12 protein-coding genes are annotated in these 15,771 nt (G+C 56.0%); 1 reads left to right on the top strand and 11 read right to left on the bottom strand.

What is annotated here, in order from left to right; all coding sequences use genetic code 11:
• Positions 1-41 precede the first annotated feature (41 nt).
• The 4 genes from glmM to rlmE form a co-directional block, all read right to left on the bottom strand.
• Entirely contained in the window at positions 42-1,379 is a 1,338-nt protein-coding gene (glmM, locus tag GHO25_RS08440; protein ID WP_048373262.1) for a phosphoglucosamine mutase, read from the bottom strand.
• Positions 1,380-1,395: 16 nt separating this feature from the next.
• Positions 1,396-2,247, bottom strand: a complete 852-nt coding sequence (gene folP, locus GHO25_RS08435) for a dihydropteroate synthase (RefSeq protein WP_048385670.1) — start codon at positions 2,245-2,247, stop codon at positions 1,396-1,398.
• Positions 2,248-2,255: 8 nt separating this feature from the next.
• A complete protein-coding gene (gene ftsH / locus GHO25_RS08430) occupies positions 2,256-4,169 on the bottom strand; it encodes an ATP-dependent zinc metalloprotease FtsH (RefSeq protein ID WP_048373258.1) in 1,914 nt (637 codons plus the stop codon).
• Between the two features lie 190 nt (positions 4,170-4,359).
• Positions 4,360-5,010 (bottom strand): 23S rRNA (uridine(2552)-2'-O)-methyltransferase RlmE, encoded by a 651-nt coding sequence (gene rlmE / locus GHO25_RS08425; protein ID WP_019410404.1) that lies wholly within the window; start codon positions 5,008-5,010, stop codon positions 4,360-4,362.
• Between the two features lie 105 nt (positions 5,011-5,115).
• Between rlmE and yhbY the strand changes: the two genes are divergently transcribed.
• A complete protein-coding gene (gene yhbY / locus GHO25_RS08420; protein ID WP_048373256.1) occupies positions 5,116-5,424 on the top strand; it encodes a ribosome assembly RNA-binding protein YhbY in 309 nt (102 codons plus the stop codon).
• 292 nt (positions 5,425-5,716) lie between these two features.
• Here yhbY and greA read toward each other — a convergent pair whose 3' ends face one another.
• The 7 genes from greA to grpE all read right to left on the bottom strand — a co-directional run bounded on the left by greA (position 5,717) and on the right by grpE (position 15,767).
• Positions 5,717-6,193, bottom strand: a complete 477-nt coding sequence (gene greA / locus GHO25_RS08415; RefSeq protein ID WP_048373254.1) for a transcription elongation factor GreA — start codon at positions 6,191-6,193, stop codon at positions 5,717-5,719.
• The gene (gene carB / locus GHO25_RS08410) at positions 6,190-9,411 is read right to left on the bottom strand and encodes a carbamoyl-phosphate synthase large subunit (protein ID WP_048373252.1); all 3,222 of its coding nucleotides are present in this window, start codon (positions 9,409-9,411) and stop codon (positions 6,190-6,192) included. The genes greA and carB overlap by 4 nt, the downstream gene beginning before the upstream one ends.
• Positions 9,412-9,525: 114 nt before the next feature.
• On the bottom strand, positions 9,526-10,662 hold the full coding sequence (gene carA / locus GHO25_RS08405) for a glutamine-hydrolyzing carbamoyl-phosphate synthase small subunit (protein ID WP_048373250.1): 1,137 nt from the start codon (positions 10,660-10,662) through the stop codon (positions 9,526-9,528).
• A gap of 260 nt (positions 10,663-10,922) precedes the next feature.
• On the bottom strand, positions 10,923-11,729 hold the full coding sequence (dapB, locus tag GHO25_RS08400) for a 4-hydroxy-tetrahydrodipicolinate reductase (protein ID WP_048373248.1): 807 nt from the start codon (positions 11,727-11,729) through the stop codon (positions 10,923-10,925).
• 10 nt (positions 11,730-11,739) lie between these two features.
• The gene (gene dnaJ, locus GHO25_RS08395) at positions 11,740-12,864 is read right to left on the bottom strand and encodes a molecular chaperone DnaJ (protein ID WP_048373247.1); all 1,125 of its coding nucleotides are present in this window, start codon (positions 12,862-12,864) and stop codon (positions 11,740-11,742) included.
• Between the two features lie 319 nt (positions 12,865-13,183).
• Positions 13,184-15,100, bottom strand: a complete 1,917-nt coding sequence (dnaK, locus tag GHO25_RS08390) for a molecular chaperone DnaK (protein WP_048373245.1) — start codon at positions 15,098-15,100, stop codon at positions 13,184-13,186.
• Positions 15,101-15,200: 100 nt separating this feature from the next.
• Positions 15,201-15,767, bottom strand: coding sequence for a nucleotide exchange factor GrpE (gene grpE, locus GHO25_RS08385; RefSeq protein WP_048373243.1), 567 nt, complete (start codon positions 15,765-15,767; stop codon positions 15,201-15,203).
• Positions 15,768-15,771: the final 4 nt, after the last annotated feature.

Here is a 15,771-nt window from a genome sequence, read left to right as displayed (position 1 = left end):
CGCAGATGTTACCCAACCAAATCAACGCTTGCAAGCCGAAATCAGGCACAAACTTCACTTACTAGCTTTGTCAGCTCTTCTGCGTAGCCGCGAACCATGTTTTCGTCGTCACCTTCGACCATGACACGCACCAAAGGCTCAGTGCCAGACTTGCGCAGCAACACGCGGCCACGGCCTTTCATTTCATCGGTAACACGTGCACACGCCTCTTTTACAGCCGGGTGCTCAACTGGATTGACGCCCCCGCTAAAACGCACGTTCAACAGTACTTGCGGGCATTTGCGCAGCGCTTGACGCGCTTGAGCGAGGCTTTCACCACGACGGCGCAGCGCCAACAACACTTGCAGCGCCGCAATAATCGCGTCGCCGGTTGTGGTGTGCTGGAAGCAAACGATATGCCCGGAGTTTTCACCACCGATCTGCCAGTCACGCTCTTGCAGTGCAGCAATCACATAACGGTCACCGACACCGGCACGCACAAATGGAATACCCAGATCAGCCAAGGCCAGCTCAAGCCCCAGGTTGCTCATCAACGTGCCCACCACACCGCCCTGCAGCTTGCCGCGCTCATGCAGGTCTCGCGCAATGATGAACAGCAACTCGTCACCATCAACAATGGCGCCCGTGTGATCCACCATCAGCACGCGGTCACCGTCACCGTCGAAGGCGATACCCAGGTCGGCTTTTTCAGCGAGCACAGCCGCCTGCAACGACTCCATATGCGTCGAGCCGCAGTTGTCGTTGATGTTCAAACCATTGGGCTGGGCCGACAACACCGTAACGTTGGCGCCCAGCTCTTTGAACACGCTAGGGGCAACCTTGTAGGTCGCGCCGTGAGCGCAGTCGAGAACCACTTTCAGGCCGCTAAAGTTGGTACTGGTCGGCACACTGCTTTTGCAGAACTCGATATAGCGACCGGACGCATCATTGATACGCGACACTTTGCCAAGCTTGTCCGAGTCCACAACGGTCATCTGTGCGTCGAGCAACTCTTCGATCATCAGCTCAACTTCATCGGGGAGCTTGGTACCCTCACCCGAGAAAAACTTGATGCCGTTGTCGTCATGAGGATTGTGCGACGCACTGATCACGATGCCGGCTTCGGCATGAAAAGTTCGCGTCAGGTACGCAATGGCCGGTGTCGGCATTGGTCCCAGAAGCATGACATCTGCACCCGCAGCCGACAGGCCCGCTTCTAGCGCCGATTCAAACATGTAACCGGAAATACGCGTGTCCTTACCCACCAGAATCCGACAAGCACCCATGCTACGAAACGCCATACCCGCCGCCCAACCCAACTTGAGCATGAAATCCGGGGTAATCGGATAAACGCCGACGCGACCGCGAATACCGTCGGTGCCAAAATACTTCTTCGTCATAAGTGCTCCATCATTCTTAGTCGGCGGACTCTACCGCTGCGATCATCCGTACCACATCAACCGTTTCGGCCACATCATGGACACGCAAAATACGCGCGCCCTTGGTCACGGCAAGTGCCGCCAGCGCAAGGCTGCCAGACAAGCGCTCAGTGACAGGCCGATTCAACGCCTGACCAATCATACTTTTACGCGACACACCCACCAGCAAAGGCCGCCCCAACGCATGCAGGGCCTCCATATGCTTGAACAAGCTGAGGTTATGTTGCAGTGTTTTTGCAAAGCCAAACCCTGGGTCCAGCACAATACGCTCTGGCGCAATACCGGCCGCAACGCATTGCCGGGTACGCTCCAGCAGAAACGCCGAGACCTCACCCACCAGATCCGTGTAATGCGGATTATCCTGCATATCGCCCGGCTCGCCCAACATGTGCATCAAGCACACCGGCAAACCTGTAGCTGCAGCAGCCTGCAAGGCACCTTCACGACGTAACGAGCGAACATCATTGATAAGCCCCGCACCGAGGCGCGCAACTTCCGTCATGACGATTGGCGTGGAGGTATCGACCGAGATAATCACATCTAGTTCACGACTGATGCGCTCAACTACAGGGGCGACCCGATCAAGCTCTTCCTGTGCCAGGACTACACGGGCACCCGGACGCGTCGACTCCCCCCCGACATCAATGAGGGTTGCGCCCGCCAGCACCATCGACTCTGCATGGCGCACAGCCGAATCCGCCGGCGCAAAGCGACCACCGTCAGAAAAGGAATCTGGGGTAACGTTGAGAATACCCATAACATGCGTATGGGCTAAATCAAGAACCCGGTTGCCGCAAGGCAACCGGGTCAGGGACTGAACAGAAGTCATTTCAAGCCTTAGTGATCAGCTGCAGGACCGCCGATAGGCGCTTCTGGACGATCGGTCTTGTCCAGGGTCGGCGGAGGCGTCGGAGTGCCCTTGCCGCTGTCATCCCAATCACGCGGCTCGCGTGGCGTGCGTCCCGCCATGATGTCGTCGATCTGATCTGCATCAATCGTCTCGTACTTCATCAGTGCATCAGCCATGGCTTCAAGCTTGTCACGGTTGTCCGTAAGGATCTGCTTGGCCGTGCCGTAGCACTCATCAATGATGCTGCGCACTTCAGAGTCAATCAGCTTGGCTGTCTCGCCCGAAACGTTCGCACCCTGACCACCACCGCCACGGCCCAGGTAAGACTCGTCATCCTCGGCGTACATCAACGGACCCAGCTTCTCGGACAAGCCCCACTTGGTCACCATGTTCCGCGCAATCTGGCTCGCACGCATGATGTCGTTGGAGGCGCCGGTGGTAACACCGTCAAAGCCCAAGGTCATCTCTTCAGCAATACGACCACCGTAAAGCGAGCAGATCTGGCTGATCAAAGCACGCTTGGAGAGGCTGTAACGATCCTCTTCCGGCAGGAACATCGTCACACCCAGCGCACGACCACGTGGAATGATCGACACTTTGTACACCGGGTCATGCTCTGGCACCACACGACCGACGATAGCGTGGCCCGCTTCGTGATAAGCCGTGTTGCGCTTCTCTTTATCCGACATCACCATCGATTTGCGCTCGGCGCCCATCATGATTTTGTCTTTGGCCAGCTCAAACTCTTTCATTTCAACAATGCGTTTACCGGTACGCGCAGCGAACAAGGAAGCCTCGTTCACCAGGTTCGCGAGGTCTGCACCCGAGAACCCTGGCGTACCCCGTGCAATCACACCCGGCTGAACGTCATCACCCACCGGCACTTTACGCATGTGCACTTTGAGGATCTGCTCACGACCACGGATGTCCGGCAAGCCCACCACCACCTGACGGTCAAAACGGCCTGGACGCAGCAGCGCAGGGTCGAGTACGTCAGGGCGGTTGGTTGCGGCAATCACAATGATGCCGTCATTCATTTCAAAGCCGTCCATCTCAACCAGCAATTGGTTGAGGGTCTGCTCACGCTCATCATGACCGCCGCCCATACCGGCGCCACGGTGACGACCGACAGCGTCGATTTCGTCGATGAAGATGATGCAAGGTGCGTGCTTTTTAGCTTGTTCAAACATGTCGCGAACGCGGCTTGCACCGACACCCACGAACATTTCAACGAAGTCAGAACCAGAAATCGTGAAGAACGGTACTTTCGCTTCGCCAGCAATCGCCTTGGCGAGCAAGGTTTTACCGGTACCGGGCGGGCCAACCATCAGAACGCCACGAGGAATTTTGCCGCCCAGGCGCTGGAACTTGCCCGGATCACGGAGGAACTCAACCAGCTCGCCCACTTCTTCTTTCGCTTCGTCGCAGCCTGCTACATCAGCCAGGGTCGTTTTGACCTGGTCTTCTGATAACAGACGCGCCTTGCTCTTGCCAAAGCTCATCGGGCCGCCTTTACCGCCAGCACCGCCCTGCATTTGACGCATGAAGAACATGAAGACCGCGATGATCACCAGAATCGGGAAGCTCGCTACCAGCAATTGAGTCCAGATGCTTTGCTGCTCAGGCAATTTGCCTTCTACGGTCACATGGTTATCAACCAGATCGCCGATCAAACCGTTGTCCTGAATAGCAGGACGAATGGTTTTGAAGGTATCGCCATCACTGCGTTTGCCGGTGATCACGTAGCCATCCACGGCAACGCGCTCGACTTTGCCATCCTTAACTTGCTGGATGAAGTCGGAATAGTTGAGGGTTTGTGGCTCGTTTGGACTGGAGAAGTTGTTCATCACCGTCACCAGGACAGCTGCGATGATCAACCACAGGATCAGATTCTTTGCCATATCGTTCAATTAGCTACCCTCTGAAGCAAGCCCCGCTATTGAAGCGTGCTTCGCATGATATTCACCGGCATAACTTACTACATTGCCTACAACCCTTGCAGGCTCCGTCTGTAACCCTTTGTGAAACTTGCCTACACAATATTCGTTATGTCAGTTCTGTAAAGCGATACAAAAAAAGCTATCACTTCAGTTAGAGACGCTCATCGCTGGCCGAACCTTCGATGCCGCGGAAGCCGCGCCCCAATAAATACTGCTCGCGAGACCGGTCTCGTGACGACGTCGGCTTGCGCATCTGCACTTTATCAAAAAGTTTGCGGATGTCTTTGTGGTATTGGTCGAAGCCCTCACCCTGGAAGACCTTGATCAAGAAATCACCACCTGGACGCAGTACACGCCCGGCAAGATCCAGTGCCAATTCGCAAAGGAACATTGCACGCGGCATATCTACGGCGGCCAATCCACTCATATTGGGGGCCATATCTGAAATCACAAGGTCTACCTGTGTATTTCCGACGGCTTCGAGAATCTGGGCCAGAACGGCGTCCTCAGTAAAGTCACCTTTAATGAAGGTCACGTCCGGGATGCTGTCCATGTCCAGAATGTCGGAAGCGATCAAACGCCCTTGGCCACCAATCAGACGACTGGTCACCTGCGACCAGCCACCCGGGGCCGCGCCCAGGTCAATTACGGTCATGCCCGGACGGATCAAACGGTCACGCTCCTGGATCTCCAGCAGCTTGTAACTTGCACGCGAGCGGTACCCATCCTTTTGCGCCATTTTGACGTATGGGTCGTTGAAATGCTCTTTCAGCCAGTTAAGGCTAGTCTTGGAACGGGCCACGGGGCACCTCAAAAATATAAACGGGTCGTGATTAACTGGGCGGTCCCGGACTCGCTCGGGTAAACTGGCCGCCGCTTTTACAAGATCAGACACAGGGGTCAGATTATGCCGCTCACTCAAGAGCAGAAGAAACAGTACAAATCCATTGGCCACCATCTGAAACCAGTATTGACTGTGGCTGATAATGGTTTGACTGAAGGTGTTTTAGCCGAACTCGAACGCGCATTGGGCGATCACGAGTTGATTAAAATCAAAGTCAACATCCTGGACCGCGAGTCTCGCCTGGAAGCCATTGCAGAACTCTGCAAGGCCGGCAAAGCGGAACTGGTACAGATTATCGGCAAAATGGCGCTTCTGTACCGCAAGAACGTCAATGTTAACAAGAACCTGTCGAACATCCATCGCTTCAAGTGATGCCGACAGGAGTCAAGGGTGCGCCTGGCGCGCCCTGACACTCTTGCTTTGCAATAGCAAAACTGCCCGCGCAATGCATCAGGCAATCAGATCCGCCCAACGCAACACCTCCCGCCGACAGCCACCCTCAAAACGCTATAACGCGTACTGACGGGCGTCTTGTACATCAGCGATGCCAGTCGGTTGTGACCAGCATCGTACACATTCGTTGTACCGCACCTGCCAGCTGCCAACCCGCAACATCCGGGCTGACGGCCAAAGCAGAACGCCCGCACGAAGCGGGCGCTGTTACTTAGATATGACGCACTTCAACAATCTCGTACTCAATGACGCCACTCGGTGTTTTCACCGCGACCACGTCACCCTCTTCCTTGGCAATCAAGGCGCGAGCAATGGGCGAACCCACAGAGATTTTTCCGAGTTTAATGTCAGCCTCATCCTCACCCACGATCTGATACGTCACGGATTCGTCAGTTTCAACGTTCGCGATTTCAACCGTGGTACCGAAAATCACTTTGCCGGTGTGAGGGATCGTCGTGACATCAATGATGACCGCGTTCTGCATGCGGCCTTCGATATCACGAATACGCGCCTCAACCATACCTTGCTGCTCACGGGCAGCATGGTATTCAGCGTTTTCCTTAAGGTCACCCAGCTCACGCGCCGTGCCGATATCCTGGCTCAGCTTGGGCCGAACAACCTTGGTCAGATGAGTGTGCTCTTCTTCCAGGGCTTTCGCGCCCTGGACCGTCATTGGGTATTTGATCATGCCTTCAATCCTGCGTGTAGATCCTGCAAGCGACGTACGGTTTTTTCAGGACCGAATTTAAGCGCTTCACAGATCGCCGCGCCAGCAGCAATAGTCGTGGTGCAGTAAATCTTGTGCTGCAGAGCGTTGCGGCGGATGGAGTAAGAGTCAGCAATCGACTGACGACCTTCAGTGGTGTTGATAATCAACGTCACTTCGTCGTTTTTGATCATGTCGACAACGTGAGGGCGGCCTTCAGTCACCTTGTTCACGCGACGCACTTTCAAGCCGGCGGCTTCGATGAACTTGGCAGTACCCACCGTCGACACGATTTCAAAGCCGAGGTCGATCAGATCACGCGCAACAGCAGCCACCAGTGGCTTGTCGTCGTCACGCACGCTGATAAACGCAGTACCGCCAGTCGGCAGCACTTCGCTCGCGCCCATTTGCGCCTTGGCAAAGGCCTCACCGAAGGTGTCGCCCACGCCCATCACTTCACCGGTGGACTTCATCTCTGGGCCGAGGATCGGGTCAACACCAGGGAATTTGGCGAACGGGAAGACCGCCTCTTTCACACTGTAGAAGTCAGGAATGATTTCTTTAGTGAAGCCGATTTCTTTCAGGGTCTTACCGGCCATCACACGCGCAGCGATCATTGCCAGGGAGACACCGATGCACTTGGACACGAAAGGAACGGTACGCGATGCACGCGGGTTCACTTCGATCACGTAGATGTCTTCGCCTTGCAGGGCCAATTGCACGTTCATCAGGCCAACTACGCCCAGCTCCAGCGCCATTTTCTTGACCTGCTCACGCATCTCGTCCTGGATGTGCAGCGGCAGCGAGTACGGCGGCAGCGAGCAAGCAGAGTCACCGGAGTGAACACCAGCCTGTTCGATGTGCTGCATGATCGCGCCGATCACAACGTCAGTGCCGTCGCAGACAGCGTCAACGTCCATTTCGATTGCGCAGTTGAGGAAGTGGTCCAGCAGCACCGGGCTGTCGTTGGACACTTTCACTGCATCGCGCAGGTAACGCTTGAGCTCTTCTTCTTCGTAAACGATTTCCATCGCACGGCCGCCCAACACGTAGGACGGACGAACAACCAGCGGGTAACCGATCTTGCCAGCCGCACGAATCGCTTCGTCTTCGCTGCGCACAGTGGCGTTTGGCGGCTGACGCAGGTTCAGACGCTCAACCATTTGCTGGAAGCGCTCACGGTCTTCTGCACGGTCGATGGCGTCAGGGCTGGTACCGATGATCGGCACGCCGGCTTCTTCCAGCGCACGTGCCAGTTTCAGCGGGGTTTGGCCGCCGTACTGAACAATCACGCCCTTAGGCTTCTCGACACGCACGATTTCCAGCACGTCTTCGAGGGTCACAGATTCGAAGTACAGACGATCCGAGGTGTCGTAGTCGGTCGAAACTGTTTCCGGGTTGCAGTTAACCATGATGGTTTCGTAACCATCGGCACGCAACGCCAGCGCCGCGTGAACGCAGCAGTAGTCGAACTCGATACCTTGACCGATACGGTTAGGGCCGCCACCCAGGATCATGATCTTGTCACGGTCCGACGGATTGGCTTCGCACTCTTCCTCATAGGTCGAGTACATATAAGCGGTGTCAGTGGCGAACTCGGCCGCGCAGGTGTCAACGCGCTTGTAAACCGGGAACACTTCCAGCTTGTGACGGTGGCGACGCAGGTTCTTCTCGGTCACACCCAGCAATACAGCCAGACGTGCGTCAGAGAAGCCTTTGCGCTTGAGGCGGTACATGGTGTCGCGATCGATCGCAGACAGGCCCATGGTCTTGATCTTTTCTTCGTCCTTGATCAGATCTTCGATCTGTACCAGGAACCAAGGGTCAATCATGTTCATGCCGAAAATGTCTTCGACTGTCATACCCGCACGGAACGCGTCAGCCACGTACCAGATACGCTCGGCGCCCGGCACAGTCAGCTCGCGCTTGAGCACAGCCATGCTTTCCGGGTTGCTCAGGTCCAGCTTCGGATCAAGACCGCTAACGCCCACTTCCAGACCGCGAAGGGCTTTTTGCAACGATTCCTGGAAAGTACGGCCGATGGCCATTACTTCACCCACGGACTTCATTTGCGTGGTCAGGCGCGCATCGGCTTTAGCAAACTTCTCGAAAGCAAAGCGTGGCAGCTTGGTCACAACGTAGTCGATGGACGGTTCGAAGGACGCCGGGGTCGCGCCGCCGGTGATTTCGTTTTGCAGTTCGTCCAGGGTGTAGCCAATCGCCAGCTTGGCGGCGATACGCGCAATCGGGAAACCAGTGGCTTTGGAAGCCAGCGCCGAGGAGCGGGATACACGCGGGTTCATCTCGATCACGACCATACGGCCAGTGTTCGGGCAAATACCGAACTGAACGTTGGAACCGCCGGTTTCAACGCCGATCTCACGCAGTACCGCCAAAGAGGCGTTACGCATGATTTGGTATTCTTTGTCGGTCAGGGTTTGTGCTGGAGCCACGGTGATCGAGTCACCGGTGTGCACGCCCATCGGGTCAAAGTTTTCGATCGAGCAAACGATGATGCAGTTGTCCTTCTTATCGCGGACAACCTCCATTTCGTACTCTTTCCAGCCGATCAGCGATTCGTCGATCAGCAGTTCTTTGGTTGGCGACAGGTCCAGACCGCGAGAGCAGATCTCTTCAAACTCTTCACGGTTGTAAGCGATACCGCCACCGGTGCCGCCCATGGTGAAGGACGGACGAATGATGCACGGGAAGCCCAGCTTTTCGAGAACCGCGTTGGCCTCTTCCATGCTGTGAGCGATACCGGAGCGCGGGCAATCCAGGCCGATGGACTTCATGGCCTTGTCGAAACGCGAACGGTCTTCAGCCTTGTCGATGGTGTCAGCGTTGGCACCGATCATTTCTACGCCGAACTTCTCCAGAACGCCTTCGCGCTCCAGGTCCAGCGCGCAGTTCAGGGCAGTTTGGCCGCCCATGGTTGGCAGCAGAGCGTCTGGACGCTCTTTTTCGATGATCTTGGCAACCGTTTGCCACTTGATCGGCTCGATGTAGGTCGCATCGGCCATGTCCGGGTCGGTCATGATGGTGGCCGGGTTAGAGTTCACCAGGATGACGCGGTAGCCCTCCTCACGCAGAGCCTTACAGGCCTGGGCGCCGGAGTAGTCGAATTCGCACGCCTGGCCGATAACAATCGGGCCAGCGCCGAGAATCAGGATGCTTTTAATGTCTGTACGTTTTGGCATGGGTTTGTCACTCAAATCCGCAGGTCAGTCGGCAAGCCGTCAATCAGGTTCCTGAGCCGCACAAGGGGCCGCCGATTTCGGGGCCGCCTTGGGCTACTCATTACAAAGGACTGATCAGCGGCGCTTGGCCATCTCATTGATGAAGCGATCGAACAGCGGCGCAACGTCGTTCGGGCCAGGGCTTGCTTCAGGGTGACCCTGGAAGCTGAAAGCGCTCTTGTCGGTGCGCTCGATACCTTGCAGGGTACCGTCGAACAGCGACTTGTGGATGGCACGCACGTTGGCAGGCAGGGTCGCCTCATCAACCGCAAAACCGTGGTTTTGGCTGGTGATCATCACAACACCGGTGTCCAGGTCTTGAACCGGGTGGTTCGCGCCGTGGTGGCCATGACCCATTTTCACGGTCTTGGCGCCGGAGGCCAGTGCCAGCAGTTGGTGGCCCAGGCAGATACCGAATACCGGAATCTCTGTCTTCAGCACTTCTTGAATAGCCGTGATTGCGTAGTCGCAAGGCTCAGGGTCACCCGGGCCGTTGGACAGGAACACGCCATCCGGGTTGAGCGCCAACACATCGCTGGCAGGAGTTTGCGCCGGTACAACAGTGACGCGGCAGCCACGCTCAACCAACATGCGCAGGATGTTCCACTTTACGCCGTAGTCATAAGCCACTACGTGGTAAGGCAGATCGCTGGCTTCGATAGTCGGGTGACTGTCAGTTGCCAAGTTCCAGACGCTCGAACGCCATTCGTAAGTTTTGTCGGTGCTGACAACTTTCGCCAGGTCCATGCCTTTCAGGCCAGGGAAACCGCGCGCCGCCGCAATCGCAGCTTCGTCAGAAATGTTGTCACCGGCCATGATGCAGCCGTTTTGCGCGCCTTTCTCACGCAAAATACGGGTCAGACGGCGCGTGTCGATACCGGCGATTGCCACAACATTGTTGGCTTTCAGGTAGTCAGACAGCGACATTGTGTTACGCCAGTTGCTGGCAACCAGCGGCAGATCACGGATTACCAAACCTGCGGACCAAACACGATCAGACTCGGCATCTTCCGGTGTAGTGCCGGTATTGCCAACATGCGGGTAAGTCAGGGTCACGATTTGCTGAGCGTAGGAAGGATCCGTCAGGATCTCCTGGTAGCCAGTCATTGCGGTGTTAAACACCACCTCACCAACGGTCTGACCGTCGGCCCCAATGGCTTCGCCGCGAAAAATGCTGCCATCAGCGAGGGCGAGTATGGCTTGCTTAGTCAAGAAGACCTCCCGTAAATAAAGCCTGAAAGGGCGATCGCAGGTTGTAAAAAAGCGGAGTGACGTATGGACACGTCACCCCGCTTCTTCATCGAATTATCTGCGCGCTTTTAGTGGACACACTAAAGCTGTAGCTTACAGAAAAAGGCTTTTTTGGTCTACCGCTAAAAGAGCCCAAAAGGCAGAGGAATGCGACAGATCATCGCTTAGCGGTTGAAAATCGGACTGTTGCGCTTGCAACAGCCCGATTTTACAAAGATGACTCAACGCAGGTCGAGCACATCCTGCATGTCGTACAGGCCGGGCTCACGCCCGTCGAGCCACTGGGCAGCGCGAACGGCGCCCTTGGCGAAGGTCATACGGCTGGATGCCTTGTGGGTGATTTCCAAACGCTCACCCTCGGCCGCAAACAGCACCGTATGGTCACCCACCACATCACCGCCACGAACGGTCGCAAAACCGATCGTCTCGTGCTCACGCGCACCGGTATGGCCTTCACGACCATAAACGGCAACCTTTTGCAGATCACGCCCCAGCGCATCGGCAATCACTTCACCCATGCGCATGGCCGTGCCCGACGGCGCGTCGACTTTGTGACGATGGTGCGCTTCGATGATTTCAATGTCGGCATCATCACCCATCACCCGCGCTGCGATATCCAGCAGCTTGAACGACAGGTTAACGCCGACACTGAAATTCGAAGCAAAGACCACCGGGATGTCTTTGGCAGCGTCAACCAGCAACTGCTTTTGCGCAGCATTCAAGCCCGTGGTGCCAATGACCATGGCCTTGCCCGCCTGACGGCAGAACGCCAGATTGCCGAGCATCACCTCAGGCAGGGTGAAATCGATCAACACATCGAACTCATCTGCCACGTCTTCAAGGCTTGCAGACAACGGCACGCCAATTCGCCCGAGCGACACCAGCTCACCGGCATCAGCGCCTACAAGCGAACTGCCCGGACGGACAACCGCCGCCGTCAGCCCACACACCGGCGAGCGCTGCTGAACCGCGTCAATCAGGGTTTTGCCCATGCGCCCGGCAGCGCCCATCACAGCTATACGTCGCATGCCCCGCTCCTTATAAGTCGCCGAAGAAGCGCTTCACGCCTTCGAACCAACCAGTCGCGTTTGGCGAATGGCAGCTATCGCCTTCCAGTGTCGAGCGGAACTCTTCCATCAGCTCGCGCTGACGACGGCTCAACTTCACCGGAGTCTCGACCACGACGCGGCACATCAAGTCGCCAACGCCACCGCCACGCACCGGGGACACACCCTTGCCACGCAGACGGAATTGCTTACCGGTTTGTGTACCTTCAGGCACTTTGAGCTTGACCCGACCATCCAGCGTCGGCACTTCCAGCTCTGCACCCAGCGCCGCATCAGCAAAGCTGATAGGCACTTCGCAGAACAGATGCTTGCCATCGCGCTGGAAAATCGCGTGCTCACGCACCTCGATCACCACGTACAGGTCACCCGCCGGGCCACCCTGCACACCCGCCTCGCCTTCGCCCGACAGACGGATACGGTCGCCCGTATCAACACCCGCAGGCACTTTCACGGACAGGGTTTTGTATTCTTCTACGCGACCGTCGCCGTTGCAGCTTTCGCACGGGTCGGAAATGATCTTGCCCTGACCATGGCAACGCGGGCAGGTCTGCTGCACAGAGAAGAAACCCTGCTGCATGCGCACCTGGCCAATACCGCCACAGGTGGTACAGGTCACAGGCGAAGAACCCTTCTTCGCGCCCGAACCGTCACACGGCTTGCAGTTGACCAGCGTTGGCACACGAATATTGACCGTAGTCCCGCGCACCGCTTCTTCCAGGTTCAGCTCCAGCGTGTAGCGCAAATCGCTACCGCGCTGCGCGCCGCCCCGGGAGCCGCCACGGCCACCGCCAAAGAAATCACTGAATACATCGCCGAAAATATCGGAGAAGTTCTGACCACCAAAACCTGCACCGCCGCCACCCATTTGCGGATCAACACCCGCATGACCGTACTGGTCATAAGCAGCACGCTTGCTGGTATCAGACAGCACTTCATACGCTTCGTTAGCCTCTTTAAACAGCTCTTCAGAGGCTTTGTCGCCCGGGTTACGGTCCGGGTGGTGTTTCATTGCGAGACGACGATAAGCTTTTTTCAGCTCGACCACAGTGGTGGTCCGTTCGACACCCAATACTTCGTAATAGTCGCGCTTTGCCATAATTCTTTGCACTCTCAAGGACGTTTGGAAGAACCCTCCCGAGCCTCACCAAACCCGCTGAGCCTGAACGTACAAGGCTCAACTCACGTCTTTTCAACGATATTGGTTTCTGATTAACAGCCAATGCATTGGCCGACAGGAGCGGTCACCTCGGGCAGAAACACAAAGAAGTCCCTGCCTCAACCGCCAGCATCCGAGCTTGTCGCATGCTGTAAAAATTCCCTTGCTCCAGACACGCCAACGCGGGAGCAAGCTCCCGCGCGGCGACATCCTACCAGTCACCGCTTATGCACGGTTAACCGGCCGACCAACAAGCTTATTACTTGTTGTCTTTAACTTCTTCGAACTCAGCGTCGACAACGTCGTCCGCTTTTTCAGCCGAATCAGCTGGCTTGGCCGCTGCGTCTGCCGGGTTCGCTTGCTCAGCGTACATTTTCTGTGCGACTGGAGCAGACACCTTGGACAGCTCTTCAACCTTGGCTTCGATAGCGGCTTTGTCGTCGCCTTTAACAGCGGCTTCCAATGCGACTACTGCAGCTTCGATTGCAGTTTTCTCTTCCTCGGTCACTTTATCGCCAGCATCGACGATCATTTTACGAGTCGAGTGAACCAGTGCGTCGCCCTGGTTACGTGCAGCTGCCAGCTCTTCGAACTTACGGTCTTCTTCAGCGTTGACTTCAGCGTCACGGACCATCTGAGCAATTTCGTCCTCGGACAGACCCGAGTTCGCCTTGATCACGATGGACTGGGACTTGCCAGTCGCCTTGTCTTTCGCGCTCACGTTCAAGATACCGTTAGCGTCGATGTCGAAGGTTACTTCGATCTGAGGCACGCCACGTGGAGCGGGTGGAATGTCCGCCAGGTCGAACTTGCCCAACGACTTGTTCTGAGCCGCTTGCTTACGCTCACCTTGCAGCACGTGAATGGTCACAGCGCCCTGGTTGTCGTCAGCCGTCGAGAACACTTGCGATTTCTTGGTGGGAATCGTGGTGTTTTTCTCGATCAGAGCAGTCATCACACCGCCCATGGTTTCGATACCCAGAGTCAGCGGGCTCACGTCCAGCAGCAGAACGTCTTTAACGTCACCGGCCAATACCGCACCCTGAATAGCAGCACCCATGGCAACAGCTTCGTCCGGGTTCACGTCTTTACGTGCTTCTTTACCGAAGAACTCAGTTACCAGCTTCTGAACCAGCGGCATACGGGTCTGACCACCGACCAGGATCACGTCGTTGATCGCGCCAACGTCGATACCTGCGTCTTTCAGAGCAATGCGGCAAGGTTCGATGGTGCGCTGAACCAGGTCTTCAACCAGCGATTCCAGCTTGGCGCGCGAAATTTTCACGTTCAAGTGCTTAGGACCGGTCGCGTCTGCAGTGATGTACGGCAGGTTCACGTCAGTCGACTGGCTCGAAGACAGCTCGATTTTTGCTTTTTCTGCAGCTTCTTTCAGACGCTGCATTGCCAGCGGATCACCTTTAAGGTTCATGCCGGTTTCTTTCTTGAACTCGTCAACCAGGTAGTCGATCAGACGAATGTCAAAGTCTTCACCACCCAGGAACGTGTCACCGTTGGTCGCCAACACTTCAAACTGGTGCTCGCCATCAACTTCAGCAATTTCGATCACCGACACGTCGAAAGTACCGCCACCCAAGTCGTAAACGATGACAGTGTGGTCGCCTTTCGCTTTGTCCATACCGTAAGCCAGAGCAGCTGCGGTTGGTTCGTTGATGATGCGTTTTACGTCCAGACCCGCGATACGGCCGGCGTCTTTAGTCGCCTGGCGCTGGCTGTCGTTGAAGTAAGCAGGCACGGTGATAACCGCTTCAGTCACTGCTTCGCCGAGGTAGTCTTCGGCGGTTTTCTTCATTTTCTTCAGAATTTCAGCCGAGATTTGTGGCGGAGCCATTTTCTGGCCGTTCACTTCAACCCACGCATCGCCATTGTCTGCCTTGACGATTTTGTAAGGGACCATCTGAATGTCTTTCTGTACAACTTCTTCGTCAAAACGACGACCGATCAGACGCTTCACCGCGTACAGGGTGTTATGCGGATTGGTCACTGCCTGACGCTTGGCCGACTGGCCAACCAGAATTTCGCCATCGTTGGCGTACGCAATGATCGACGGCGTAGTACGCGCGCCTTCAGCGTTTTCGATAACTTTTGCTTTACCGTTTTCCAGAACCGACACGCACGAGTTGGTGGTCCCGAGGTCGATACCAATAATTTTGCCCATCTTCACTCTCCCTAAATTTGAATTTTTTTGCCGTAGCAGTAATGACCAACTACGGCATTTCTAAACGCATGACATCTAAATGGGGGCCTTGCGGCCGATTTCAAGCCTGCTCGTCAATCGATGGCGAAACCGGCGCTGGCGCCTTGCTGACTACGACCATAGCCGGGCGCAGTAAGCGACCATTGAGCTGATACCCTTTTTGAAACACCTTGAGCACACTGTTTGGCTCCAGGTCAGCGCTTTCCTGCATGGCCATTGCCTGATGGTGCTCGGCATTGAAGGGTTCGCCATGCGGATCGATCGCTTCCAGGTGATAACGCTTCAGGGTGTCCTGGAACATTTTCAGCGTCAGCTCGATCCCTTCACGCATTGGGCGAATGCTTTCGTCATCCGGACTGGACAGCTCAAGGCCGCGCTCCAGACTGTCGATCACCGGCAACAGGTCGCCAGCAAATTTTTCCAATGCAAATTTGTGTGCTTTTTCAACGTCCTGTTCGGCACGACGGCGAACGTTCTGCACATCAGCAGCCACTCGCAAAGCTTGATCGTTAGCTGCCGCCAGTTGCTCTTCGAGCTCCTGCACACGTGCCACCAGATCTACGCCTGCAACATCAGCAGCCTGATTAGCGTCTTGGTTCTGCGTATCCATAGTCTGTTCGTCTGCCATAGAT

Source organism: Pseudomonas sp. FSL R10-1350, from assembly GCF_009600525.1.
Taxonomy (GTDB): domain Bacteria; phylum Pseudomonadota; class Gammaproteobacteria; order Pseudomonadales; family Pseudomonadaceae; genus Aquipseudomonas; species Aquipseudomonas helleri.
The sequence above is the reverse complement of the archived record's forward strand: the minus strand, read 5'-3'. Positions and strand labels throughout refer to the sequence as shown.